The organism is Amycolatopsis sp. NPDC026612, from assembly GCF_040638285.1.
In the GTDB taxonomy this organism is placed as follows: domain Bacteria; phylum Actinomycetota; class Actinomycetes; order Mycobacteriales; family Pseudonocardiaceae; genus Amycolatopsis.
The window spans coordinates 92342-117113 of the sequence record NZ_JBEZYB010000013.1; the positions used below are offsets into that span (position 1 = coordinate 92342).

Here is a 24772-nt window from a genome sequence, read left to right on the forward strand (position 1 = left end):
GGCGGCCGGTCACCTCGCTGGTCGGCCGGTCAGCTCCGGCTCACGTACTTGAGCCGCTGGAAGCCGTGCAGGCCCTCCGCTCCGCCCTCGGTGCCGACGCCGCTGAGGTGGAACCCGCCGAACGGGGTTTCCGGCAGGGAGGGCCGCCAGCTGTTGACCGCCACCGACCCGGCCGCCAGCTCGCGGACGATGTGCGCCGCCGCCCCCGAGTCGCCGGTCCACGCGTAGGACGCCAAGCCGTACGGCAGCCGGTTCGCTTCCGCCAGCGCCTCGTCCAGGTCGTCGAACGGGGTGACGGTCTTCAGCGGGCCGAACGGCTCGACCGTGCCGGCGAGGGAATCCGGCGGCACCGACGTCAGCACGGTCGGGGCGAAGAACCACCCGGCGTCGCCGATCCGCTCGCCGCCGGTCTCCACGACGGCGCCGCGAGCGCGGGCGTCGGCCGTCATGTCGGACAGCGCCCGCAGCCGCCGTCCGGTCGCCACCGGTCCCATCTGGACACCGTCGGCCCGGCCGTCGCCGACCTTGCGGTGGCGGACCGCGTCGACGAACGCGGCCAGGAACCGGTCGTGGACGTCGGCGTGGACCAGGAACCGGGTGGGGGAGGTGCACACCTGGCCGGAGTTGCGGTAGCACGCCGGCACGGCCGACCGCGCGACCGACTCGATGTCGGCGTCGGCGAGCACGAGGACCGGCGCGTGCCCGCCGAGCTCCATGGTCATCCGGGTCATCGACGGGGCGCCCAGGGTCCGCAGCTCGGCGCCGACCGCGGTCGAGCCGGTGAAGGTGACCGCCTGCACGACCGGCGAGGTCACCAGGTGCCGCCCGATCATCGGCGGGTCGCCGAAGACCACGTTGAGCACGCCGCGGGGCAGGCCGGCCTCCTCCAGCGCCGCGGCCATCATCAGCGCCGCCGTCGGGGTTTCCTCGGCCGGTTTGAGGATCATCGAGCACCCCGCCGCCAGCGCGCCGCCGATCTTCCGCGACGGCGTCACCGCCGGTGCGTTCCACGGCGCGAACGCCGCGACCACGCCGACCGGTTCGAGCACGGTGTGCTGCACGGTGTCCGGATCCCGGGCCGGGATGACCCGGCCGTACGAGCGGCGGCCCTCTTCGGCCGCCCATTCGAGGTGCTCGGCGGCCAGGAGGACCTCGGCGCGCGACTCGGCCAGCGGCTTGCCCAGCTCGAGGGTGATGACCACGGCCAGGTCGCCGGCCCGGTCGCGGATCAGCCGGGCGCCGTCCCGCAGCACCCGGCTCCGCTCGATCGGGGAGGTCCGGCGCCAGCCGGGGAACGCCCGGCGCGCGGCGTCCAGTGCCTCGTCGAGGTCGGCGGCGGTGGCGACCGGCAGCTCGGTGAGGGTTTCGCCGGTGGCCGGGTTCTCGACCGGGCGTGTCTCCGTCCCGGAACCCCGGGTCCAGCGGCCGTCGATGAGCATCCGGGGTTCGGGGTGGGGGATCACTCTGCCGCTCCGTTCGTCGACCCGTCGCGCACCCGGACCACGGCGTCGAGCGCGACGACACCTTCGCCGGCCGCGCGGACGAGCACGGGGTTGATCTCGGCCTCGACGACGTCACCGTGCGCGGCCAGCTCCGACACGGCCACGACCAGCCGGGCCAGTGCGTCGAGGTCGCCGGGCTGCGCACCGCGATGGCCGCGCAGCGCCGCGATGCCCTTCACCTCGCCGAGCAGGCGGTGCGCGGTGGCGAGGTCGACCGGGGCGGTGCTGAGGCTGCGGTCGGCGTAGACCTCCGTCAGCACGCCACCGGCGGCGACCAGCACGAGCGGGCCCGTGTCCGGGTCGATCCGGTAGCCGACGAGCACCTCGCCGAGGCCCGATTCCATCGACTGCACCAGCACCTCCGGGATCTCGACTCCGCCTCGCGCGGCCACGTCGGCGCGGATCCGGCCGGCCGCCGCACGGAGTTCGGCGGCCGTCCGCACGTTCAGCACCACGCCGCCGACATCGCTCTTGTGCCCGAGCTCGGCGGACAGCGCCTTGACCGCGACCGGGAACCGCAGGCCGTCCGCGTCCGGGTTGTCCACCGGAAGCACCCGGTGCGGCGCGGCCTCGACGCCCACCTCGGCCAGCACGGCGTACGACGCCGCCTCGTCGAGCGGGCGGACCGGCCCGGGCCTGCCGGGCGCGGCGGGTGACAGGCGGCGCGGGGCCCGCCGTCCGAGTGCCGCGGCGATCGCGTCGGCACACGATTCCGGGGTGCGGAACGCGGGCACGCCCGCCTCGGCGAGCATGGCCAGCGCCTCCGGGGCGTGCGGCACGAGGAACGCCGCGAGCTTCTCCCGGTGGGCGCGGTCGACGATCGGGCGCACCGCGACCTCGGGCTCGAACCGGGCCGAGGAGCCGACCACGGCGACGACCAGGTCGAACTCGCCGCAGGAGAGCAGCACGTCCAAGGCAGCGGACATCACCGCGTACCGGGTGCCTGCCAGGGTGAGGTCGACGATCACCCCCGGTGCGGCGGGCGCTCCCGCCGCGGCGAGCCGGGCCAGCGTGCCGGGCGTGGGCCCGGCCACGTCGATCCCCAGCACCCCCAGCTGGTCGACGACCATCGCGGCGCCCCCGCCGGTGGTCGTGACCACGCCGACCCGCCGGGGCGTGCCCGCGTCGACGGGAGTCCTGGCGAGCAGCGGGAGGCCTTCGAGCAGGCCGTCGAGGGTGTGGGCGCGGGCGATGCCGCAGTCGGCGAGGAAGGCGGCGGCCACGTCGTCTTCGCCCGCGAGGGAGCCGGTGTGGGACACGGCCAGGTCGGCCGCGGCGCGGGAGCGGCCCAGTTTGTAGGCCAGCACCGGCTTCCCGTGGGCCGCGGCCGCCCGGGCGAAGGTGCGCAGGCCGTCGGCGTGGCGGAGGTTTTCCAGGAACAGCAGGAACCCGGTGACTTCCGGGTCGGCCACGGCCGTGCCGCAGATCTCGCCGATCCCGAGGTCGGCCTCGCCGCCGACCGACACCAGGCGCGAACACGCGGCCCCACGGGACAGCAGGGCACCGATGAGGCTGCCGGAGTGCGAGGCGACGAAGATGCCACCCTGCTTCAGGTCCGGATCGGCGAACGCCGCGTTCGCGGTGAGCGTCAGTCCGGTGCGGGTGTTGACCACACCGAGGCTGCTCGGCCCGACGACGCGGGTGCCGGACTCCCGGGCGACGGCCGCGAGCTCCCGCTGCCGCGCGGCGCCCTCCGGACCGGCTTCGGCGAAGCCGCCGGACAGGACGGTCACCACGGGCACGCCCAGCAGGCCGCACTGCCGGACGGCGTCGACGGTGGCGGCCGCCGGGGTCATCAGGAACGCGTGCTCGGGCACCTCGGGCAGGGCGTCGAGCGACGGGAAGGCCCGCTCCCCGTCGATCTCGGTGACCCGGTGGTTGACCGGGTAGACGGCGCCGGCGAACCCGCTGCGCCGCAGGAAGCGCAGCGGCCGCGAAGACGCCTTCGCGGGATCCGCGGAAGCGCCGACCAAAGCCACGCTGCGCGGCGTGAACAGCGCGGCGGCGAGCTCGGCCCCGGCGGTCACCGTGGCGCCCGCTGGCTGAACCGGCGGCCCAGCACGTCCTCCGCGATCCGGTTGCGCAGGACCTCGAGCGAACCGCCGGCGATCATCCAGCCCCGCGTGCGGCGGAAGCAGTACTCGACGAGGGTGTCCGTGCTGTAGCCCATCGCGCCCATCACCTGCATGGCCTGGTCGGCGGCCTGGAAGCCGGCCTGGTTGGCCGCCAGCTTGGCGACCGACGTCTCGTAGGCCGAGGGCAGGCCGTCGTCCGCGTTGGCCGCGGCGCGCTCCAGCAGCAGGTCCGCGCCGTCCAGGGCCACCGCCATGTCGGCGAACTTCCACTGGACGCCCTGGAAGTCCGCGAGCGGGCGGCCGAACTGCTCGCGGCGGAGCACGTGGTCACGGGCGATGCCGAACGCCAGCTTGCCCAGTGCGAGCGAGCGTGCGGCGTTGCCGAGCCGCTCGACGTTGAACCCGCTGATCTGCTTCTTGAAGCCGCCGGGGCCCAGCAGCACGTTCTCCGCGGGGATCCGGCAGTTCCCGAAGTACAGCGGGGCCCACTGCTCGCCGCTCAGGTAGTCCGACGGCTTGCCGATCTCCAGGCCGGGGGTGCCGCGTTCGACCAGCACCGAGCCGATCCCGCCGACGCCGGGGCCGAAGCGGACGTAGACGAGGAACACGTGCGCCTCGACGCTGTGGGTGGACCAGATCTTGGTGCCGTCGATGACGTACCCGTCGCCGTCCGGCTCGGCGCTCGTGGTCAGGTCGGTGACCGCCGACCCGGCCTCCGGCTCGCTCATCGCCAGCCCCAGCAGCGTCTTGCCGGCCAGGAACCCGGGCAGGAAGCGGGCCTTCTGGTCGTCGTCGGCGTACTCGGCGAAGGTCCGCAACGCGCCGAAGTTGCCGGCCTGCACGACATCGGCGCTCTTCGGGCAGACGAGGCCGACTTCCCGGATGGCCGTCACGGCGTCGAGCAGCGTGGCGCCCTGGCCCCCATCACGCTCCGGCACGGTCAGCCCGAGCAGGCCCTGCTGCGCGAGCAGTTCCGCGATGTCCCACGGGTACCCGGGGGCGTGCGCTCGGTCGAGCGCCCCGGGAGCCAGCCGGTCGCGGGCGAACGCCCGGACCGACTCGGCGAACGCCGTCCGTTCGTCGGTGCTGGTGGTCATCGGGACTCCCTCTCGTTTTCGTCCGCAAGCCCGGACATGACCGCGGCGATGTCGTCGAACGCCCACACGGCGCCGGCCAGGCCGGCCGCGCGCCCGGGGCCCAGTACCGGATCGGCGAGCAGCCGGAACTTCGCCGTGAGTGCTTCGTCGTCCAGGGGCCGGCTCGGCTCGCCGCGCGGCTGGCCGACCTCCCGGCACAGCGACGGACGCCCGGCGCGGTGCACGGTGACGCGGGCCGGCCGTTCGGCGGGGTAGCGGGCGTCGAACTCGGCGACGGCGGCGACCTCGACCCGGGCCGCGAGGGCGGCCACCGCCGGTGACGTCCGGTGGGCCTCGTCGAACTGCGGCAGGCCGGCCTGCCCGTCGAGCAGGGTCACCGCCACCGCGTAGGGGATGCTCAGCTGCGCGTCGAGGAAGCTGCCGAACGTCGTGTGGGCGTGGGCCGCGGCGACCGAGTAGGTCTCGACGCGCACCGCCGTCACCGCGGCGAGGTCGTGCTCCGCTCGCAGGTCCAGCAGCGCGTCGATCGGCCCGTGCAGGTGCCGGCAGCACGGGTGCACCTTGACGTAGGTGTCCCGCAGCGCCCAGCGCTCGCCGAGCCCGTCGAGCAGGTCGGCCGGGCGCCATGCGCCGCGGGCGAAGGCGGGGAAGTAGCCGTTGGTGCCTTCGAGGACCGTCGCCGGACCGCTGACACCCAGCCGGGCGAGGTGGGCGGACAGCAGGCCGTCGCGGGCCGCCTTGCCGGCGTGCAGCCGCTTGACCTCGGCGCCGCTGCCCAGGAACTCGAACAGCCCGCCCGAGTGGGAGCCCGCGACCCCCAGCGCCGAGACGACCTCGGCCCGGTCGAGGCCGAGCACCACCGACACCCCGGCCGCGGCGCCCAGCACCCCGGCCAGCGCGGTGTTGTGGAACCCGGCCTCCCGGGTCGCGGGGTGGGCGGCGCGGGCCAGCCGGCAGGTCACCTCCACCGCGGTCGCGACGGCCCGCAACACGGTGTCCGCCGGGGCGCCGGTGCTCTCGGCCGCGGCCAGGACGGCCGGGATCGTCGGCGCGCTCGGGTGCACCGAGCCCGGGGTGTAGCCGTCGTCGACGTCCAGCGCGTGCGCGGCGGTGCCGTTCGCCAGCGCCGCCCCGGCGGCCGACGCGCGCCCCCCGCCGACGACCCCCGCGTGCTCGCCCGGGTACATCCGGGCGACGAGGTCGCGGACCGCCGCCGCCACCGGCGTCGCCGAGCCGGCGATCGCGGCCGCGAGGCAGTCCAGCACGAGCCTCCTGGCCTGGTGGGCGACCGGGGCGTCCAGGCTCGCCCGTTGCATGCCGTGCACCCACTCGGCGAGCTGCGCCGTCGCGCCGGAACCGGACATCTCACGCACTCGGCTGCCACCCTCGACCGGAAGACCAATAGTCAATTCATCTAACTATATAGGAGAGGGTGGTCGATCGGAAGGGGTGCTCCTCGTCTACTGAGGACGGACGCGCACGAGTCCTTCCTGGACCGCGCTGGCCACGTGCCGCCCGGCGCGGTCGAAGAACTGCCCGCGCGCCAGCCCGCGGCCGCCACCGGCGGTCGGGGAGTCCTGGTCGAACAGCAGCCAGTCGTCCACCCGGACCGGGCGGTGGAACCAGACCGCGTGGTCCAGGCTGGCCATGGCGACCGGGCCGTCGTCCGCGCCGAACGGCTCCAGCCGGTGGGCGTAGGTGACGCCGCTGAGCAGGGTCAGGTCACTGGCGTAGGTGAGCAGGCAGGCGTGCAGCAGCGGATCGTCGCCGAGTTCGTCGGCCGCCCGCAACCAGACCTGGGTGGAGCGTTGCGGATCCGACCCGGCCCGCCAGCCGTCCTCGCCGACCCGGCGCAGGTCGAACGGGAGGATGTTGCGCGGGGTGTCCCGGCCGGCCCGCAGGAACGCTTCGCGCGGGGTGGGCAGCGATTCCGGTGCCGGCGCGGCCGGCATCGGCTCCTGGTGGACGAGGCCCGGTTCGTCGCCGTGGAAGCTCGCCGACATCGTGAAGATCGTTTCGCCGTGCTGCAGCGCGTCCACCCGGCGGGTGGTGAACGAGCGGCCGTCCCGGATCCGGTGGACGCGGTACACGATGGGCGTCGCGGGCCGGCCGGGCCGCACGAAGTAGCCGTGCAGGCTGTGCACCGGCCGATCCCGGGCGACCGTGCGCCCCGCGGCCACCAGCGCCTGCCCGGCGACCTGGCCGCCGAACACCCGCTGGGTGGCCTTCCGGGGGCTCCGCCCGCGGAAGAGATCCACCTCGAGGTGCTCGAGGTCCAGGATTTCGCCGACCAGTTCGAGCAGCGCGGCCCGCGCGGGATCGTGCACCGGCCGGGTGGGCGCGCCGGTCACGGGATCGAGCCGGTGTGCCGGCGGGCGAGCCGCAGCCCGTCGGCACGGCTGGGCGCGGTCACCTCCCACCGCTCGCACGAGCACGCGCACACGTAGGAGCCGTCCTCCCGCGGGATCACGGACTGGGCCACGCAATGGCCGGTCTTCTCGGCCACCTCGTGCAGGAATTCGGTCGGGGAGTCGTACAGGACGGTGTCGTCACTCACGTCGGCGCGCTCCTCGGTCAGACCGCGGCCGGCGTCGGCAGGGGCGGCACGTCGGGGAACAGTTCGGTGAAGGCGCCGACCGTGATGCGGTGCCGGACCCTCGGGTCCACCCCGTCGAACAGGTGGTGCAGTGTGTCCTGCGTGTGCCCGTAGGTGCCTTCCATGTGCGGGTAGTCGCTGCCCCACATGACGTTTTCGTACCCCATCGCGGTGCACGCGGCGATCGCGGACTCGTCGTGCTGGAACGAGGCATACACCTGCGAGTAGATGATTTCCTTCGGCGACCGCTTGAGCTTGGGCCGTACCGCCATCGCGTGCTGGCGGTACCCCTCCTCCATCCGGTCGGCGACGAACGGCACCCAGGTGGCCCCGCCCTCGGACACCAGGACCCGCAGGTCCGGGTGGCGGTCGAGCGCACCGGAGGCGACCAGCTTCATCACGGCGCGCTGACCGCCGAAGGTCGTCTCGGTGTAGTTCAGCACGGCGCCGCCGGGCCCCCGGTAGACCACTCCGGACGCGCCGCCCTTGGACAGGTCGATGGGGTCGGTGCCGATGTGGAACGCGAGCACCATGTTCGCCCGCTCGGCGGCCGTCCAGAACGGCTCCCACGCGTCCTGGTTGTAGTCCTTCTGCAGCGGGTGCGGCGCGACCGGGAGGTAGACCGCGCGGTAGCCCATTTCGGCGACTCGCTCCAGCTCCGCCACCGCGTCGCCGATGTCCAGGGTGGACACCTGCGCGGTGGTGACCAGCCGCGGGGAGAAGTCTTCGATCGCGTCCCAGGCCCAGTCGTTGCTGACCCGGAGCGCTTCCCGCAGGACCTCGGGCGTGCGGAACGACGAGCTCCACATGCCCAGCGACGGGAAGACCAGTTCGGCCCAGACGCCCTCGTTGTCCAGGTCGATCATGCGCTTGGCGAGGTCACGGGCGCCCGGCGCCCGGTGCGTCGCCTCGAGGAACTCCTTGCTGCGTCCCGTCGGCAGCTTGCGGCGGAAGGACATGCCGTCGATGTGCACGGTCTCCCACTCGCCGTCCGGGTCCTTCTCGGCGCGCGGGACGAGCTCGGCCAGCCGGGCCGGCAGGTTTTCCCGCCAGAGCTCTTCGGGCTCGAGGAAGTGCGAGTCACCGGAGTTCGCCCAGATCTTCTCCATCGGAAATCCTTCTTCCCCGGGGCTCGGCACCCGGCCAGTGAAAATGACGTTTTCAGTAGATGCCTTGGCAGCCAGGCTGTCAACACCCGGGTGCTGTCGATCCGCGGCCTCAGTGGCCGACGACCGCCCGTGCTCCGAGGGCACGCAGTGCGAAGCCGGTCACCAGCTCCGCCGTCTCGTTCGGGGCGGCCGGGGCGGTCCCGGCGATCTGCTCGTCGAAGGCGTGCTGGATCGCGGCGCGGATCCAGCCGGCGTCCGAGGCCGGCCGGGCCAGCGGGAACGAGCCGTCGGCCTGGCCGCGTTCGAGGATGTGGACCAGTTCGCCCTGCACGAGAGCGTGGTAGCGCTGACGCTCGGCGAGGTACCCCTTCGCGCGGGCGATCTCTTCGGAAGACATGACCAGCACGCGCTGGCGCCGGCGCGGATCGGCGGTGATCCGCAGCATGGCCTGCACGAAGGCGAGGAGTGCGGCCGCGGGAGGCTCGGCGGCCGCGGCGCGGCGCAGGCGGGCGGCCACCCGGTCGGAGTCCTGCCGGAACAGGGCGAGCAGCAGTTCGTCCTTCGAGTCGAAGAGGCGGTAGAACGCGCGGGTGGACAGCCCGGCTGACCGCAGGACCTCGTTCACCGACAGGCCGGCGCCGCCCGTGACCGCCAGGGCGCGGTACGCGGCGTCGATGATCCGGTCACGTTCCGAAGACTGGTCCACACACCCTCCCTCGTCGGACTCTCGGCACAGCGTAGAGCAGGCGCGCGCCGGCCGCCGCCGACCTTGACAGGAGTCGTTATAGTTTAATTAGCTAACTGAATATCCCGACGGCAACGGCTACCAGGCCGGGACGAGGAGTCGGCCGAGATGCGCCGGACCATCTTCACCACAGAGCACGAGCTGTTCCGCCGCTCGGCGAGAACGTACTTCGAGAAGGAGTGCGTGCCGTTCGTCGACGAGTGGGAGGCCGCCGGCAAGGTCAGCCGCGAAGCCTGGCTGAAGGCCGGCGAGCAGGGCCTGCTCGGCTGGGAGGTCCCCGAAGAGTACGGCGGCTCCGGGGTCGGCGACTTCCGGTTCAACGCGATCCTCACCGAGGAGTACTGGGCGAGCGGTGCGGTGGGCATCGGGCTGGGCCTGCAGAACGACATCATGGCGCCGTACCTGATCACCTTGACGACACCGGAGCAGCGGCGGCGGTGGCTGCCCGGGTTCTGCTCGGGGGAGATCATCACCGCCATCGCGATGTCGGAGCCGGGCGCCGGGTCCGACGTCCGCGGCCTGCGCACGACCGCCCGCCGCGAGGGCGACCACTACGTGATCAACGGGACGAAGACGTTCATCTCGAACGGGCTCCTCGCCGACCTGGTCATGGTCGCGTGCAAGACCGACCCCGCGGCCGGGCACCGCGGCATCAGCCTCATCGTGGTGGAAGCCGGGACCCCGGGTTTCTCCCGGGGCCGCAAGCTCGACAAGATCGGGCAGCGCTCGGCCGACACCGCGGAGCTGATCTTCACCGACGTCCGGGTGCCGGTCGAAAACCTCGTCGGCGAGGAGAACCGCGGGTTCTACCACCTCATGCAGAACCTGCCCAAGGAACGGCTCGGCATCGCCGTGCACGCCGTCGCGAGTGCGCGGCGGGCCTACGAGATCACCCTCGCGTACGCCGGTGACCGGGAGGCGTTCGGCCGGCCGATCGGGAAGTTCCAGGTCAACCGGCACGCGCTCGCCGAGATGCGGACCAAGATCGACGTCATGGGCACCTACCTCGACCAGTGCATCCTGGCGGCGAACGCGGGCGAGCTGACCGCGGAGGAAGCGGCGGGCGCGAAGTGGTGGACCACCGAGACGCAGTGGGAGATCCTCGACCGCTGCCTCCAGCTGCACGGCGGATACGGCTACGTCAACGAGTACGAGATCGCCAGGCTGTGGCGGGACGCCCGGGTGCAGCGGCTGTACGGCGGAACCACGGAGATCATGAAGGACCTGATCGGCCGGTCGCTGGGAATGTGACTCCCGGTTCGGGGCGAGGGCGGTGGCCGGCCCTCGCGCCCGGCCGGGTCAGTCCACCAGTACCGAGAGAGCGTTGTCCCGCAGGAACTTCCGGCGATTCTCGTCGCCGAGGCCGCTCAGCCGGTCGTAGAAGTCGGCCGGCTCGGCCAGTCCTTCGGCGTGCGGCCAGTCCGAGCCCATCACGAGCGAGTCCGCGGTGCCCAGCCGGTCGACGAGACCCACGATGTCGTCTTCGGGGTACGGCACCACCTTGACGTGCTTGTGGAAGATGCGGCTCGGGCGCTCGGGCAGCTGCCCGCCGAGCCAGATGCCGTTGCGGCCCATGCCGCGGCTCTTGTCCATGTGCTTCAGGAAGTGCGGCACCCACTCGGACCCGAACTCGCTCACCACGACCTGGATGTCCGGGAACCGGCCGAAGAGGTTGTCGAAGATCAGCGCCGACAGCGTGTCGGTGATCGGCCGCTCGCCGTAGGTGTTCTGCCACTGCCAGGCCGAGAACTGGAACGGCGGGACCAGGCCCCAGCCCCACTGCGACGCCACGTTGGACTGGTAGTGGAACTCGGAGATGTGGAAGGCGACGCGGGCCTTCGCCTCGTTGATCCGCGACCAGATCGGGTCGAAGTACGGGTCGCCGGGGGAGCGGCCGTACGCCGGCCCGGCGGGCAGCAGGACGAACCGGGCTCCGGCGCCGAGCACCGTGTCCAGCTCGGCCACGGCCCGGTCGAGGTCGCGCAGGGACAGCATCGCCGGCGCGTAGATCCGGTCCTTGTAGTTGAACCCCCAGTCCTCGTCGATCCAGCGGTTGAACGAGTGGAGGTTGTCGTACAGCGGGTCGATCCCGTCGAGGTACGCCTCGGCCATCAGCGCCCAGCCGCCCGGGTACATGAGCCCGCGTTCGATCTGCTGCTCGTCCATCTTGGCCAGCCGGGCGTCGTGCCGGAGGTACTCGTCCTTGATGTCCTCGAAGAAGCGCTCGGAATCGGACTGCTCGCCCTGTGACCGCTGCCGGAGCATCTCGGCCAGAGAACCCGGCACGTACGCCTTGTCGAGGTCGTTCTCGAGCGCGTTGACGATCTTGTGGTTGGCGAGCAGGACCTTCTTCCCGGAGGCCAGCCGCACGGTCTGGATCGCCGAGTCCTTCTTGGCCTCCGGCATGAAGCGGGTGAAGCAGTCCTCGGTCTCGTAGGAATGGGTGTCGAAGTCGATCATCTGGTAGGGCAGCCGGTCGGCCATCGTCGTTCTCCTTGTCTTCTCGGTCAGCAGGTTCAGCAGGCGAGGTCGGCGCAGTGCGCGAAGGCCCGCCGGGTCAGGTGGGCGATGGAACCGCCGGTGTGGTGTCCGGCCCGCAGGGCGCTGGTGAGGCACGACACCGCGATCGCCGCGACCACCGAGTGGGCGAGGTCCGGGCGGTCGGCGCCGGCCTCGCGGGCCAGTTGCTCGCCGATTTCGCGTTCCCAGCGCAGCCGGAGCCGGAGGCTGCGGGCCTCCAGGGCCGGGGTGGTCATGACCAGGTGGGTCAGCCGCTGGCCGTCGGTGGCCGGGTTGGCGACCGAGCGGTGCGCGAAGCGGCACACCGGTTCGGCGAGCGCGGCGACGCTGCGGCGGCGGTCGCCGCGCTCGGCCACCAGCGCGACGAGTGTCCGTGCCGAGCTGTCTTCCCCGCTGAAGAGCACGTCCTCCTTGGCCCGGAAGTACCGGAAGAACGTGGCACTGGAGATTCCCGCCCCGGCGGCGATCTGCTCCACCGTGGTGTCGTCGTAGCCGTGCAGCTCGAACAGCCGCAGTGCGGCGGTCTCCACGTCGCCCGCGGTCCGCAGCCGGTTGCGCTCCCGCAGTTCTGTCATGGCCGCGATGCTATGTCGGGTTGAGAGACTCTCACAAGAGTATTGGGTTAATTATCTAACTGATAAATATAGATAGATGAGTGACCGACTGCTAGCATCGGTCGCATGACGACGCAGGTGGCCGTCGCGGACGGCCTGTTCACGTGGCCCTCGCGCGAACCCAGGCTGATCGCCTCCCGGGGGGACGACGGTGTCCTGTCGTTCCCCGCCCGCCCCGGCGAAGAGCGGTGCCTGCTCGGCAGGCGCGGCACGCTCTGGGCGTTCACGACCCAGCAGTTCCGGCCGCCTTCACCGCCGTACGACGGGAACGACACCGACGAGACGTTCCAGCCGTACGCGCTCGGGTACGTCGAGCTGCCCGGCGAGCTGCTGGTGCAGGCGCGGTTCACCGAGGCCGATCCGGCGAAGCTGCGGATCGGGCAGCCGATGGAGCTGCGGATAGTTCCGTACACGACCCGGGAGGACGGCACCGAGGTGCTCACTTACGCGTTCGCGCCGGTTCCGGCCGAGGTGACGTCATGAGCACGCCGGACGTGGCGATCGTCGGCGTCGGCCTGCACCCGTTCGGCAGGCACGGCGACAAGCTCGCGCTGCAGATGGGAGCCGAGGCCGCCCAGGCGGCGCTGGCCGACGCCGGGACCGGGTGGTCCCGGGTCCGGGCGGCGTACGTCGGCAGCTACGAGGTGTCGAACCCCGACGCGATCGTCGGCCTGCTGGGGCTCACCGGCATCCCGGTGCGCGGCGTCTTCAACGGCTGCGCCACCGGCGGCACCTCGCTGCAGATGGCGGCCGCCGCGATCAGGCACGGCGAAGCCGACGTCGCGATGGCGATCGGGATGGACAAGCACCCGCGGGGCGCGTTCGCGGCCGACCCCGCGGTGGCCGGGCTGCCCGCCTGGTACGGCCGTACCGGCCTGTTCCTCACGACCCACTTCTTCGGCACGAAGATCGGCAAGTACCTGCACGACCACGACGTGTCGGTCGGCAGCCTGGCGAAGATCGCCGCCAAGAACCTGCGCAACGGCTCGATCACCCCGCACGCCTGGCGGCAGAAGCCGCTGTCCGAGCGCGAGATCCTCGACGCTCCCGTGGTGAACCACCCGCTGACGCGGTACATGTACTGCGGGCCGGACGAGGGCGCCGCGGCCGTCGTGCTGTGCCGGGGCGACCTCGCGCGGGAGTTCACGTCGGCGCCGGTGTACGTGCGCGCCGCCGAACTGCGGTCCCGGCGGTTCGGCGCCTTCGAACTGCAGAGCCCGTCGCTGCCACTGACCAGCGCGCCGAGCCCCACGGTCGACGCGTCGCGAGCCGCGTACGAGGTCGCGGGCATCGGCCCGGACGACGTGCGGGTCGCCCAGCTGCAGGACACCGACGCCGGGTCCGAACTGATCCACCTGGCGGAGAACGGGTTCTGCGCCGACGGCGAGCAGGAGCGCTGGCTCGCCGAGGGCGCCACCGAAATCGGCGGCCGGCTGCCGGTGAACACCGACGGCGGTCTGATCGCCCACGGCGAGCCGATCGGTGCCTCCGGCCTCCGCCAGATCTACGAAATCGTGCTTCAGCTGCAGGGCCGCGCCGGCGCCCGCCAGGTCGGCGGCGACCCGCGGGTCGGCTACACCCACCTCTACGGCGCGCCCGGCGCGTCCGCGGTGACCATCCTGTCCCGCTAGCTCCGAAGACGAAAGGTGACGGCAATGGATATCCGTGACGGGGTCGCCGTGGTGACCGGCGGAGCGTCCGGGCTCGGCCTGGCGACCACCCGGGCCCTCCTCGGCGCGGGAGCGCGCGTGGTGATCCTCGACCTGCCCGGCTCGCCCGGCGAGGAGGTGGCCGCCGAGCTCGGCGCCGACGTCCGGTTCGCGCCCGCCGACGTCCGGGACCCCGAGCAGGTGGGGGCGGCCCTCGACGTCGCGGACTCGCTCGGTGCGCTGCGGGTCGCGGTCAACTGCGCGGGCACCGGCAACGCCGTCCGCATCCTCGGCCGCCACGGGGTGTTCCCCCTCCCGGAATTCACGAAGATCGTGGAGATCAACCTGATCGGCACCTTCAACGTGATCCGGCTGGCCGCCGAACGGATGGCGAAGCAAGACCTCTCGGGCGAGGAGCGCGGCGTGGTGGTCAACACCGCGTCGGTGGCGGCCTTCGACGGGCAGATCGGCCAAGCGGCCTACTCCGCGTCCAAGGCCGGCGTCGCGGGCATGACCCTGCCGATCGCGCGGGACCTGGCCGGGCAGCAGATCCGGGTGGTCACCATCGCGCCGGGGCTGTTCGACACCCCGCCGATGGCCGCCGCGCCCGAGGAGCTGCGCACGGCGCTGGGCAAGCAGGTCCCGCACCCCTCCCGGCTCGGCGATCCGGCCGAGTTCGCCGCCCTCGTCGCCCACGTCGTGGCCAACCCGATGCTCAACGGCGAAGTGATCAGGCTCGACGGCGCGATCCGGATGAGCCCGCGATGACCGCGGCGGACACCGCGGCGCTGCTCGTCCGGCTGGTGGTCGGGGCGACGATGGCCGCGCACGGCTACAACCACCTCTGGGGCGGCGGCGGGGTCGACGGCACCGCCCGGTGGTTCGCCTCGCTCGGCATGCGTCCGGCCCGGCTGCACGCGATGCTCAGCGGGGCCGGCGAGCTGGCGGCGGGCGCCGCGCTCGCGGCCGGCTTCCTGACGCCCCTCGCCGCGGCCTTCGTGGTCGGCACGATGGTGGTCGCCGGGATCACCGCCCACCGGGCCAACGGCTTCTTCGTGTTCAAGGACGGCTACGAGTACGTCCTGATGATCGCGGTGATCTGCGCGGCCGTCGCGCTCGCCGGGCCGGGCGGGTTCTCGCTGGACCACGCCCTCGGCTGGGACGGGACCTTGTCGGGCGGGGCCGGGCTGGCGATCGCCGCCGGCGGTGGCGTGCTCGGTGCCGCGGCGCTGCTCGCCGCGACCTGGCGTCCCCAGCGAACCGAACAGAGGAGCGGACATGCGTGACGCGGTGATCGTCGAAGCGGTGCGGACGCCGGTCGGCAAGCGGGGCGGCGGGTTGTCCGGTGTGCACCCGGCAGACCTGTCGGCCCACGTGCTGACCGCGCTCGCGCTGCGGAGCGGGCTCGATCCGGCCCTGGTCGACGACGTGGTGTGGGGCTGTGTCGGGCAGGCAGGCGAGCAGACCGCCGACATCGCGCGGACATCGGTCCTGGCGGCCGGCTGGCCCGAGTCGGTGCCCGGCGTCACCGTCGACCGCCAGTGCGGTTCGTCGCAGCAGGCCGTGCACTTCGCCGCGGCCGGGGTCGTCTCCGGGCAGTACGACGTCGTGGTCGCCGGTGGCGTCGAGTCGATGTCCCGCGTGCCCATGGGCTCCACGGCGATGGGGCAGGACCCGTACGGTCCGCGCTACCTCGCCCGCTACGGCGCGTACCCGAACCAGGGCATCGGCGCGGAGATGATCGCCCGGAAGTGGGGCTTCGGCCGCACCCGGCTCGACGAGTTCTCCCTCGGCAGCCACGAGAAGGCCGCGGCCGCCCAGGACGAGGGACGGTTCGACGCGCAGATCGCGCCGGTCAACCTCGACGACGGCACCGTCGTCGGGAAAGACGAGGGCATCCGCCGCGGCGGGACGCTCGCATCGCTGGCCGGGCTCCGGACGGCGTTCGACGAAAACGGGACGATCACCGCGGGGAACTCGTCGCAGATCTCCGACGGGTCGGCCGCCCTCCTGATCACGACCACCGCCAAGGCCGCGGAGCTCGGACTGCGCCCGCTCGCCCGCGTGCACACCGCCGTGCTGGCCGCGGGTGACCCGGTGATCATGCTGACGGCGCCGATCGAGGCGACCGCGAAGGCGCTGGCCCGCAGTGGGCTGGCGATCGGCGAGATCGGCGCGTTCGAGGTGAACGAGGCGTTCGCCCCGGTGCCGCTGGCCTGGCTGGCCGACCTCGGCGCGGACGTCAAGGCGCTCAACCCGAACGGCGGGGCGATCGCGCTGGGGCACCCGCTGGGCGGTTCCGGGGCCCGGCTGATGACGACGCTGGTGCACCACATGCGGGACAACGGGATCCGCTACGGACTGCAGACGATGTGCGAGGGTGGCGGCCAGGCCAACGCCACCATCCTGGAACTGCTCGGCTGAGCCGGGGAAGAAGGCACGAAATGGCGGACGAAGTCCTGCTCGAGCGCGACGGCGCGACGCTGATCATCACGATGAACCGGACGGAAGTGCGGAACGCGGCGAACGGCGCGCTCGCGCGCGGTGTCGCGGACGCACTGGACCGGCTCGACGAGGACCATTCCCTCGTCACCGCCGTGCTGACCGGTGCCGGGGGCACCTTCAGCTCGGGGATGGACCTCAAGGCGTTTCTCACCGGTGACACGCCGGACATCCCGGGGCGCGGGCTGCTGGGGTTCACCGCCTGCCCGCCGGTCAAGCCGATCATCGCCGCCGTCGAGGGGTACGCGCTCGCCGGTGGCTGCGAGATCGCCCTGGCCTGCGACCTGATCGTGGCCGCGCGCGATGCGCGGTTCGGGCTGCCGGAGACGAAACGCGGGCTCGTCGCCGGTGGTGGTGGCCTGTTGCGCCTTCCCCAGCGGATCCCGCGGGGGATCGCCCTGGAGTACGCGCTCACCGGAGACCAGTTCGGGGCCGAGGAGGCGTCGCGGTGGGGCATGGTGAACCGGCTGACCGAGCCGGGCGGAGCACTGGCCGCGGCGCGCGAACTGGCCGGCCGGATCGCGGCGAACGGCCCCCTGGCGGTGTGCGCGACCAAGCAGATCGTGGCGGAGGCGGGCGAATGGCCGGCCACCGAGCAGTGGGAACGTCAGCGCGTGGTGACCGATCCGGTGTTCGCCTCGGCCGACGCCGTCGAGGGCGCCCGCGCGTTCGCCGAGAAGCGGCAGCCGGTCTGGAGCGGACGCTGAACCGCCCGGAGCGGCACTGGGTCGGGTCCGACTTCCAGGAGCCGCCGCGGACCGAGGGCGGGGTGGCGCTGTGCGGGGCGTGCCGGCTGACCGGCAAGTGCCGCCTGGGGGTCGAACGCGAACGCCTGGACGGTCCCGACACCGCCCTGTTCGACGTCCGCTGCCCGCGTGACCAGGAAGGTGGCCCCGACGTCGCCCACGGGGGCTGGACCGCGGCGGTGCTCGACGAGTGTCTCGGGCACATCGCCCTGCTGCAAGGGGTGCTCACGGTCACCGCGGAGCTGAGCGTCAGCTTCGTCAAGCCGGTGCCGGTCGAGCGGCCGATCGAGGTGCGCGCCTGGGTGGAGCGCCGGGCGGGGTCCCGCTGGTACATCCAGGGCGAAATGGTGCTGCTGCCCGGCCGGGCGCTGCTGGCCAAGGCGTCGGGCATCTGGGTGCGGCGGGACCCCGCGCACTTCGACCGCCACCAGCGCTGGCTGGCCGAGCAGGACGCACCCGAGCCCCGCGGGTCGTGAGTGGTAAGTCGGGTTAGAACCCTCCTTACCACTCACGACGGCCGCGGCAGACCGTCCTAACGCGACTGCACCACCGGGCGTCCGGTCGGCGCCGCACCGTAGAGCTGCGGGAGGGTCTCGGTGAGTTCGCCGGCGGTGACGGCTCGCCCGGTGCTGCTCGGGTGGCTGCCGACGACCGTCCAGCCCTGGAGCCGGTTGACCGTGGCGCCGTCGATGCGCAGCACCTGGCCGGTCAGCCAGCCGGCCGCGTCCGAGGCGAGGTAGACGACCGCGCCGGAGGCGTTGGCGGGGTCGCGCGGGTCGAACCCGCCGGCGTCGCTGCCCGTTCCGGCCACCGCCAGGTCGGCGGTCATCCGGGTGGCCGCGATCGGCGAGATCGCGTTCGCCGTCACGCCGTAGCGGCGCATCTCCAAGGCGGTGATCACGGTCAGGCCGGCGATTCCGGCCTTCGCGGCGCCGTAGTTGGCCTGTCCCGCGTTGCCGAACAGGCCGGTGCCGGACGTCGTGTTGATCACCCGGCCGGCGACCGGTTCGCCGCGCTTGGCCGCGGCACGCCAGTACGCGCAGGCGTGCCGGGTGAGGGCGAAGGTGCCTTTCAGGTGGACCGCGATCACCGTGTCGAACTCCGCCTCGGACATGGAAAACAGCATGCGGTCGCGGACGATCCCGGCGTTGTTCACCACGATGTCCAGCCGGCCGAACTCCGCGACCGTGCCGGCGACCATCGCCTCGGTCGCGGCCCAGTCGGTCACCGACGCGTGGTTCGTGGTCGCCGTCCCGCCCAGCTTGACGATCTCCGTCGCGACGTCGTCGGCCGGGGATTCGCCGGTCTGCTCGCCGTGGAGGCCTGATCCGAGATCGTTGACCACGACCGTCGCGCCCGCCTCCGCGAGGGCGAGGCAGTGTGCCCTGCCGAGCCCCCGGCCGCCGCCGGTCACGATGGCCACCTTGCCGTCGAGGATGCCCACAGCCGCTCCAATCAGTTAACTAATCTTATTCTTTATGCTAGCTTGTTGGGCGGGCCGAGTCACGCCGAGGAGGGCAGATGACCGAAGTGGGGCAGCACGAGGTGGCCGGTCCGGCCGCCGCCGGGGTCGACCCCGGCCGGCTCGGCGTCCTCCTGGGCCGGATCAGGCAGGCGGTGGCGGAGATGCCGTTGCCCTCCATGCAGGTAGCCGTGGCCCGCGACGGCAGGCTGGCGGCGTTCGAGACCTTCGGCGACGCCACCGGCCGGGACCGGTACGTGCTGCAGTCCGTCGGCCGGTCGATCGTCGCCGGCGTGGTGTGGCACCTGGTCGGAGCCGGGCGCCTCGACGTCCGCGAGCGGGTCGGCGAGATCGTTCCCGGATTCGGCACCAACGGCAAGGACGCGGTCACCGTGGAGCACGTGCTGACCCACACCGCCGGTTTCCCGTTCGCCCCGCTCGGCTACCCGAAGATGGTCGACCGCGAGCAGCGGCTCGCCGCGTTCGCCCGCTGGCGGCTGGACTCCCCGCCCGGTACCCGGTTCCAGTTCCACCTCACTTCGGCGGCCTGGCTGATCGGCGAGATCGTCCACCGGCGTACCGGCCTGACCTTCGCCGAGTACCTGCGCACCGAGCTCACCGGTCCGCTCGGCCTGTCCTCCCTCGACCTGGGGGTCCCGGCGGACACGGTCCTGCCGATGATCGCCACCGACCGCACCGGCGACGACCAGGAGCCCGATCCCTGGGGCCCGTGGTACCTCTCCGATCCCCGGGTGCTCGCCGCCGGGGAGCCGAGTCACGCGCTTGTCGGCACGGCGGCGGACGTGGCCCTGTTCTTCCAGGCGCTGGTGCACTCCGGGCGCTGGACGGCGGACGCTGTCGCGCAGGGTAGCCGGATCCGCCTCACCGAGCGCCCCGCCGGTGAGGAGGCCTACGGGGGCGGCACCCCGGTCAGCATGGGGCTCTTCGTGACCGTGGCCGGGCGGGACGCGGGCGGCGGCCTGCCGTCCACCGGCTCACCGGCCCTGTTCGGCAACAGTGGCGCCGCCTACCAGCTCGGCTTCCTGGACCCGGTCAGTGACGTGTCGTTCGCTTTGCTGTGCAACGGATATCCGCTCGCCGGCTACGACCTGTCCGTGCGCGGCCGGGCGATGCTGCGGACCATCGCCGATCTCGCCGCGAACCTGACCTGAGGAGGACCACGTGGACACACCCGACAAGGTCGCACTCGTCACCGGAGCCGGGCGCGGCATCGGCGCGGCCATCGCCGCCGAACTGGCTGCGCGCGGCCACCGGATCGCCGTCTGCGACGTGGACCGGGCCGCGGCGGCCGACTCCGCCGCGAGCATCGCCGACCAGCACGGTGTGAAGACGATGGCGGTCGTCGCGGACATCGCCGACAGCGAGGCGGTGCGAGCCGCGGTCGCCGAAACCGACGCCGGGCTCGGCCCGGTGGACGTGCTGGTGAACAACGCCGCCATCGACGTACTCGGCCGGTTCGCCGACAGCACCGAGCAGGACTGGGACCGGATCATCGCGGTGAACCTGCGGGGCACCATCACGGTGACCAGGGCCGTGCTGGACGGGATGATCGAGCGCGAGCGCGGGCGGATCGTCCACATCGCCTCCGACGCCGGCCGGGTCGGCTCCTCCGGTGAGGTGGTCTACTCCGCGACCAAGGGCGGGATCATCGCGTTCGGCAAGGCGCTGGCCCGCGAGGTCGCCCGGCACGGCATCACGGTCAACAGCGTGTGCCCCGGCCCGACCGACACCGCGTTGCTCGGACAGGTGGCCGAGTACAGCCGGCGGATGTACGAGGCGACCGTCCGCGCGATTCCGCTGCGCCGCGTCGCCCAGCCGACCGACATCGCCGGCGTGGTCGGCTTCCTGGCCTCCGACGCGGCCGCCTACCTGACCGGTCAGTCGATCTCGGTCAGCGGCGGTCTCACCATGTTGTGACCGAAGGGATCAGCCGTGGCAGACCTGCTGCGCGTCGACGTGGCGGACCGCGTCGCCGTGCTCACCCTCGACCGCCCGGACCGGCTCAACGCCATCGGGACCGCGACGGCGGACCGCCTCGAGTCCACACTGGACTCCCTGCGCGGCGACCCGGCGGTCCGGGCGCTGGTGCTCACCGGGGCGGGGCGGGGCTTTTCCGCGGGAGCCGACCTCGGCGAGATCGAGGCGTTCCGGACCGCCTACCAGTTCCGCGCCTTCGTGGGACGGCTGACCGAGGTGTTCGGCCGGCTGCAGGAGTTCGGCAAGCCGTCGGTGGCCGCGATCCACGGGTTCGCCCTCGGCGGCGGCTTGGAGCTCGCGCTCGCCTGCGATCTGCGGGTCGCCGAGCGCGGCGCCGAGCTCGGGCTGCCGGAGATGAAGCTCGGCGTCCTGCCGGGGGCCGGTGGTACCCAGCGGCTGCCCCGGCTGGTGCCGCCGGGGATCGCGAAGCAGATGATCCTCACCGGCGAGCCGATCGACGCCGAGCGCGCCTACGCCGTGGGTTTGGTGAACGAGCTCGCGGAGCCGGGGGAGGGGCTGCGCGTGGCGCGGGCGCTGGCCGGGCGGCTCGCGGCGGGTGCCCCGCTGGCCCTGGCGGCGGGGAAGGCCCTGCTCGACCGGATCGACGACGGCCTCGATGCGGGGATCGCCGCCGAGCGGGAGACGGTGGCGGTCATGTTCACCGCCGAGGACCGGGCCGAGGGGCTGCGTGCCTTCCGCGAGCGGCGCCCCGCCGACTTCCGTGGGGTGTAAGCGTGGCTCGCCCGCAGGTCGTGAGTGGTAAGTAGGGTTCTAACCCGACTAAACACTCACGACACCTGAGCCCGGCGACGAGCGGCCTCGCTACAGCGGGAGGTCGGCGCCCGCGGTGAAGTCGGGGCTGCGCTTTTCCCGGTGCGACGCGAGCCCCTCCTGCACGTCGGGGCCGCCGAAGCCGAAGAATTCCAGGCCCAGTGAAGACTCGAAGATCGGCGCGGCGGTGCGGTACCAGTGGTTGAGCGAGCGCTTGGTCCAGCCGAGGGCGCTGGCCGAACCGGCCGCCAGCGACGTCGCCACGCGCAGCGCCTCGGCGTGCACGTCCTCGTCGTCGACGCACCGGGACACCAGGCCGATCCGCTCGGCTTCCTCGCCGGTCAGCACGTCGCAGGTGAGCAGGTAGTACTTCGCCTTGGCCATCCCGCACAGCAGCGGCCAGCAGAGTGCCGCGTGGTCCCCGGCGGCGACCCCGAGGCGGGTGTGGCCGTCCACGATCTTCGCCCGGCGGCCCGCGATGGAGATGTCGGCCATCATGCCGACCGCCAGCCCGGCCCCGACCGCGGGTCCGTGGATGGCCGAGATGACCGGTTTCGAGCAGTTCAGCACCCCGTACACCATGTCTCGCGCTTCCCGCATCACCCGGGCGCGGACCACGTAGTCGCGGCTCATCTCCTCGATCGAGTCGAAGGTGCCGCCGGCCGAGAACGCCTTGCCCGCGCCCTGAACCAGCACAGCCCGCGTCTCCGGGTCGCGGTCGATCACCGGCCAGACGTCGGCGAGTTCGGTGTGCATCCGGGGCGAGACGGCGTTCAGGTTCGGGGCGTCCAGCACGAGCCGCAGCACACCGGGAGCGGGGCGGTCGAAGCCGAGGGACGGGAACTCGTCGTAGCGATCACTCATCGGGACTCCTCGTGCGACGCCGGGACATTGACTCAAGCCACTCTGGTAAGACTATAATTATATAACTGATTGTGCGAGATGCGGGAAGGTGTGCCGGATGACGGAGACGGCCTCGGTCGGCGTCCTGAGCGACGAACAGCTCCAGCTGCGTCAGGTGCTGCGGACCTTTCTCGACCGACACAGCGCGGAACCCGAGGTGCGCCGCCTGATGGCGACCGACGAGGGGTACGACGCCCGGGTGTGGCGACAGCTGGGCGGTGAACTCGGGCTGCCGGGGCTGGCGATCCCCGAGGAGTACGGCGGATCGGGCTTCAGTCACGCCGAGCTGGGCATCGCGTTCGAGGAGACGGGCCGGGCCCTGCTGTGCGCACCGTTCTTCGGCACCGTCGCGCTGGCCGCCGAAGTGCTCTTGCGGGCCGGCGACGAGTCGGCGGCCAAGGACCTGCTGCCGGGGATCGCCGCGGGGGAGACCATCGCGACACTGGCCCTCGCCGAGCCGGGCGGCCGCCGCGGCGAAGGCGCGATCACCGTCCGGGCCGAGCGGGTAGCGGGCCGCTGGCAGCTGAGCGGGGCCAAGACCCACGTCCTCGACGGCCACACCGCGCAGCTCCTGCTCGTCGTGGCGCGGACGGACGCCGGGACGGGACTGTTCGCCGTCGACGGCTCGGCCCCCGGCCTGCGGCGGACCGCGCTGCGCACGATCGACCAGACCCGCAAGGAGGCCCGCCTGGACTGCTCCGGGGTCCCCGCCCGGCTGATCGGCGACGCCGGGACGGCCTGGCCCGCGATCGAGCGCACCCTCGCCGCCGCTGCCGTCCTGCTCGCCGCCGAACAGCTGGGCGGCGCCTCCCGCGCGTTGGAGCTCGCGGTGGCCTACGCGAAGATCCGCGAACAGTACGGCCGGGCGATCGGCTCGTTCCAGGCGGTCAAGCACCGCCTGGCCGACATGCTGACCGACGTCGAGTGTGCTCGCTCCGCGGTGCAGGACGGCTTGCGCGCCCTCGCGGCCGACGCCGAAGACCTGCCGGTCGCCGCGTCCGTGGCGAAGGCGTGCTGCTCGGAGGCGTTCACCCGGGTCGCCGCCGGAGCCATCCAGGTGCACGGCGGAATCGGCTTCACCTGGGAGCACTCGGTCCAGCTGTACTTCAAGCGCGCCAAGGCGTCCGAGCTGCTGCTGGGCACGCCGGCCGAGCACCGCGCGCGGCTCGGGCGGTGGCTGGGCCTGTGAGCGCTCGTCGAGAGGAGCTTTCGATGGACCTGGACTTCGGGTCCGGCGTCGCGGACTTCCGGACGGAGGTCCGTGACTGGCTGGCCGGGCACCTGGTCGGCGAGTTCGCCGCGCACCGCGGCATCGGCGGACCGGCCGACTCGGAGGCGTGGGACGTGCGGGTGGCGTGGGACCGCGAGCTGGCCGCGGGCGGCTGGCTCGGGCTGAGCTGGCCGGTCGAGTACGGCGGCCGCGGGCTGACCCTGCTGGAGGAGGTCGTCTTCAACTACGAGTACGCCCGCTCCGGTGCGCCCTACCGGGCCACGACCAGCGGTCTCGACCTGTTCGGGCCGATGCTGCTGGCTCTGGGCACGCCGGAGCAGAAGCGGCGGTTCCTGCCGCCCATCCTGCGCGTCGAGGAGCTCTGGGGGCAGGGCTTCAGCGAACCGGGCGCGGGCTCCGACCTCGCCTCGCTGCGCTGCCGGGCGGAGCTGGACGGCGAGGAGTGGGTGCTCAACGGCCAGAAGGTGTGGACGACGATGGCGCACACCGCGGACTGGCTGTACGTGCTGGTGCGCACCGACCCGGACGGCAAGCGGCACCGGGGGCTGAGCATGCTGCTGGTGCCGCGGCACCAGTCGGGCGTGGACGTGCGGGTGATCCGGAACCTGGCGGGACAGGACGAGTTCGCCGAGGTCTACTTCGACGACGCGCGCACCGCCGCCGGCCTGGTCGTCGGCGAGGTCGGCCAGGGCTGGCGGACCGCGATGGGCACGCTGGGCATCGAGCGCGGCGTCACCCTGCTGCCCCAGCAGCTGTCGTTCGAGCGCGAAGTGGAGCACCTCGTCCAAGCCGCTCGCGACGCGGGTGACGCCGTGCCGGCGTCGACGCGGGACCGGATCGTCGAGGCGTGGATGTCGGTCCGCCTCATGCGCACCACCAACCTCCGCACGCTGGGCGAGGTCCTGGCCGGGCGCGCCCCCGGACCGCAGGCCGGGATCGCCAAGCTCTTCGCCTCCACCTCGCACCAGCGGATGGGGCACCTCGCCGCCGAGGTCGCCGGCCCGGCCGGGCAGCTCGTGGGCGAGGACTACGCCCTCGACGTCCGCCAGCGCACGTTCCTGCTTTCCCTGGCCGAGACGATCTACGGCGGTTCCAGCGAAATCCAGCGCACCATCATCGGCGAGCAGCTGCTGGGCCTGCCGAAGGAACCGCGGCCGTGACGGCGCGGTGCCGATCGGTCACCGGTCGTCATCAGTATCCCTGGTTCAGTTAAATAGGTTAGCCTTTTCCGGAGTGTCAGGTCCAAGGAGTG

25 protein-coding genes are annotated in these 24772 nt (G+C 72.7%); 13 read left to right on the forward strand and 12 right to left on the reverse strand.

All coding sequences use genetic code 11. The features are described 5' to 3' along the window. Nucleotides 1–29: 29 nt before the first annotated feature. The 8 genes from AB0F15_RS15685 to AB0F15_RS15720 form a co-directional block, all read right to left on the reverse strand. Nucleotides 30–1463 carry an NAD-dependent succinate-semialdehyde dehydrogenase gene (locus AB0F15_RS15685; protein ID WP_360270406.1) on the reverse strand — a complete coding sequence of 478 codons (1434 nt, stop codon included), beginning with the start codon at nucleotides 1461–1463 and terminating at the stop codon, nucleotides 30–32. Continuing rightward, complete coding sequence (locus AB0F15_RS15690) at nucleotides 1460–3529, reverse strand: acetate--CoA ligase family protein (RefSeq protein WP_360270408.1); 2070 nt, start codon at nucleotides 3527–3529, stop codon at nucleotides 1460–1462. The genes AB0F15_RS15685 and AB0F15_RS15690 overlap by 4 nt, the downstream gene beginning before the upstream one ends. Then, on the reverse strand, nucleotides 3526–4674 hold the full coding sequence (locus tag AB0F15_RS15695) for an acyl-CoA dehydrogenase (protein ID WP_360270409.1): 1149 nt from the start codon (nucleotides 4672–4674) through the stop codon (nucleotides 3526–3528). The genes AB0F15_RS15690 and AB0F15_RS15695 overlap by 4 nt, the downstream gene beginning before the upstream one ends. After that, complete coding sequence (locus tag AB0F15_RS15700; RefSeq protein ID WP_360270498.1) at nucleotides 4671–6038, reverse strand: MmgE/PrpD family protein; 1368 nt, start codon at nucleotides 6036–6038, stop codon at nucleotides 4671–4673. Before AB0F15_RS15700 ends, AB0F15_RS15695 begins: the two co-directional genes overlap by 4 nt. A gap of 96 nt (nucleotides 6039–6134) precedes the next feature. Further along, nucleotides 6135–7025, reverse strand: coding sequence for an acyl-CoA thioesterase II (locus AB0F15_RS15705; protein WP_360270410.1), 891 nt, complete (start codon nucleotides 7023–7025; stop codon nucleotides 6135–6137). Beyond that, the gene (locus AB0F15_RS15710) at nucleotides 7022–7231 is read right to left on the reverse strand and encodes a hypothetical protein (RefSeq protein WP_360270411.1); all 210 of its coding nucleotides are present in this window, start codon (nucleotides 7229–7231) and stop codon (nucleotides 7022–7024) included. The genes AB0F15_RS15705 and AB0F15_RS15710 overlap by 4 nt, the downstream gene beginning before the upstream one ends. Before the next feature lie 17 nt (nucleotides 7232–7248). Continuing rightward, on the reverse strand, nucleotides 7249–8379 hold the full coding sequence (locus AB0F15_RS15715) for an amidohydrolase family protein (protein ID WP_360270413.1): 1131 nt from the start codon (nucleotides 8377–8379) through the stop codon (nucleotides 7249–7251). Between the two features lie 109 nt (nucleotides 8380–8488). Further along, complete coding sequence (locus tag AB0F15_RS15720) at nucleotides 8489–9085, reverse strand: helix-turn-helix domain-containing protein (protein ID WP_360270415.1); 597 nt, start codon at nucleotides 9083–9085, stop codon at nucleotides 8489–8491. Nucleotides 9086–9232: 147 nt separating this feature from the next. On the opposite strand from AB0F15_RS15720, the gene AB0F15_RS15725 reads away from it, so the two are divergent. Then, on the forward strand, nucleotides 9233–10375 hold the full coding sequence (locus AB0F15_RS15725; protein WP_360270417.1) for an acyl-CoA dehydrogenase family protein: 1143 nt from the start codon (nucleotides 9233–9235) through the stop codon (nucleotides 10373–10375). A gap of 48 nt (nucleotides 10376–10423) precedes the next feature. Here the strand turns inward: AB0F15_RS15725 and AB0F15_RS15730 are convergent, their stop codons facing one another. Both AB0F15_RS15730 and AB0F15_RS15735 read right to left on the reverse strand, forming a co-directional pair. After that, the gene (locus AB0F15_RS15730) at nucleotides 10424–11608 is read right to left on the reverse strand and encodes an amidohydrolase family protein (RefSeq protein WP_360270419.1); all 1185 of its coding nucleotides are present in this window, start codon (nucleotides 11606–11608) and stop codon (nucleotides 10424–10426) included. Between the two features lie 32 nt (nucleotides 11609–11640). Next, nucleotides 11641–12219, reverse strand: a complete 579-nt coding sequence (locus AB0F15_RS15735; RefSeq protein ID WP_360270421.1) for a TetR family transcriptional regulator — start codon at nucleotides 12217–12219, stop codon at nucleotides 11641–11643. A 105-nt stretch (nucleotides 12220–12324) separates the two neighbouring features. Here AB0F15_RS15735 and AB0F15_RS15740 point away from each other — a divergent pair, with 105 nt between their 5' ends. The 7 genes from AB0F15_RS15740 (at nucleotide 12325) to AB0F15_RS15770 (ending at nucleotide 17631) form a co-directional block, all read left to right on the forward strand. Next, entirely contained in the window at nucleotides 12325–12741 is a 417-nt protein-coding gene (locus AB0F15_RS15740; RefSeq protein WP_360270422.1) for an OB-fold domain-containing protein, read from the forward strand. After that, a complete protein-coding gene (locus AB0F15_RS15745) occupies nucleotides 12738–13889 on the forward strand; it encodes a thiolase family protein (RefSeq protein WP_360270423.1) in 1152 nt (383 codons plus the stop codon). Before AB0F15_RS15740 ends, AB0F15_RS15745 begins: the two co-directional genes overlap by 4 nt. 24 nt (nucleotides 13890–13913) lie before the next feature. Continuing rightward, nucleotides 13914–14675 carry a 3-hydroxyacyl-CoA dehydrogenase gene (locus AB0F15_RS15750; RefSeq protein WP_360270425.1) on the forward strand — a complete coding sequence of 254 codons (762 nt, stop codon included), beginning with the start codon at nucleotides 13914–13916 and terminating at the stop codon, nucleotides 14673–14675. Next, the gene (locus AB0F15_RS15755) at nucleotides 14672–15193 is read left to right on the forward strand and encodes a DoxX family protein (RefSeq protein WP_360270427.1); all 522 of its coding nucleotides are present in this window, start codon (nucleotides 14672–14674) and stop codon (nucleotides 15191–15193) included. The genes AB0F15_RS15750 and AB0F15_RS15755 overlap by 4 nt, the downstream gene beginning before the upstream one ends. Continuing rightward, nucleotides 15186–16331: an acetyl-CoA C-acyltransferase gene (locus AB0F15_RS15760; protein ID WP_360270429.1), complete on the forward strand. Its 1146-nt coding sequence runs from the start codon at nucleotides 15186–15188 to the stop codon at nucleotides 16329–16331. Before AB0F15_RS15755 ends, AB0F15_RS15760 begins: the two co-directional genes overlap by 8 nt. A 20-nt stretch (nucleotides 16332–16351) precedes the next feature. Continuing rightward, nucleotides 16352–17116, forward strand: a complete 765-nt coding sequence (locus AB0F15_RS15765; RefSeq protein ID WP_360270431.1) for a crotonase/enoyl-CoA hydratase family protein — start codon at nucleotides 16352–16354, stop codon at nucleotides 17114–17116. Nucleotides 17117–17178: 62 nt separating this feature from the next. Continuing rightward, on the forward strand, nucleotides 17179–17631 hold the full coding sequence (locus AB0F15_RS15770; RefSeq protein ID WP_360270433.1) for a PaaI family thioesterase: 453 nt from the start codon (nucleotides 17179–17181) through the stop codon (nucleotides 17629–17631). A gap of 56 nt (nucleotides 17632–17687) precedes the next feature. Here AB0F15_RS15770 and AB0F15_RS15775 read toward each other — a convergent pair whose 3' ends face one another. Beyond that, nucleotides 17688–18599 (reverse strand): SDR family NAD(P)-dependent oxidoreductase, encoded by a 912-nt coding sequence (locus AB0F15_RS15775; RefSeq protein ID WP_360270435.1) that lies wholly within the window; start codon nucleotides 18597–18599, stop codon nucleotides 17688–17690. Between the two features lie 77 nt (nucleotides 18600–18676). Between AB0F15_RS15775 and AB0F15_RS15780 the strand changes: the two genes are divergently transcribed. The 3 genes from AB0F15_RS15780 to AB0F15_RS15790 are packed head-to-tail and all read left to right on the forward strand — an operon-like array spanning nucleotide 18677 to nucleotide 21347. Then, nucleotides 18677–19789, forward strand: coding sequence for a serine hydrolase domain-containing protein (locus AB0F15_RS15780; protein ID WP_360270437.1), 1113 nt, complete (start codon nucleotides 18677–18679; stop codon nucleotides 19787–19789). Between the two features lie 10 nt (nucleotides 19790–19799). Further along, nucleotides 19800–20555 carry a 3-oxoacyl-ACP reductase FabG gene (gene fabG, locus AB0F15_RS15785; RefSeq protein ID WP_360270439.1) on the forward strand — a complete coding sequence of 252 codons (756 nt, stop codon included), beginning with the start codon at nucleotides 19800–19802 and terminating at the stop codon, nucleotides 20553–20555. 15 nt (nucleotides 20556–20570) lie between these two features. Beyond that, nucleotides 20571–21347, forward strand: coding sequence for an enoyl-CoA hydratase/isomerase family protein (locus AB0F15_RS15790; RefSeq protein WP_360270441.1), 777 nt, complete (start codon nucleotides 20571–20573; stop codon nucleotides 21345–21347). 90 nt (nucleotides 21348–21437) lie between these two features. Here the strand turns inward: AB0F15_RS15790 and AB0F15_RS15795 are convergent, their stop codons facing one another. Beyond that, on the reverse strand, nucleotides 21438–22250 hold the full coding sequence (locus AB0F15_RS15795; RefSeq protein ID WP_360270443.1) for an enoyl-CoA hydratase/isomerase family protein: 813 nt from the start codon (nucleotides 22248–22250) through the stop codon (nucleotides 21438–21440). Between the two features lie 97 nt (nucleotides 22251–22347). Here AB0F15_RS15795 and AB0F15_RS15800 point away from each other — a divergent pair, with 97 nt between their 5' ends. Continuing rightward, nucleotides 22348–23478 (forward strand): acyl-CoA dehydrogenase family protein, encoded by a 1131-nt coding sequence (locus tag AB0F15_RS15800; protein WP_360270445.1) that lies wholly within the window; start codon nucleotides 22348–22350, stop codon nucleotides 23476–23478. A 23-nt stretch (nucleotides 23479–23501) separates the two neighbouring features. Next, nucleotides 23502–24680 (forward strand): acyl-CoA dehydrogenase family protein, encoded by a 1179-nt coding sequence (locus tag AB0F15_RS15805; RefSeq protein ID WP_360270446.1) that lies wholly within the window; start codon nucleotides 23502–23504, stop codon nucleotides 24678–24680. The last annotated feature ends 92 nt before the right edge of the window (nucleotides 24681–24772 follow it).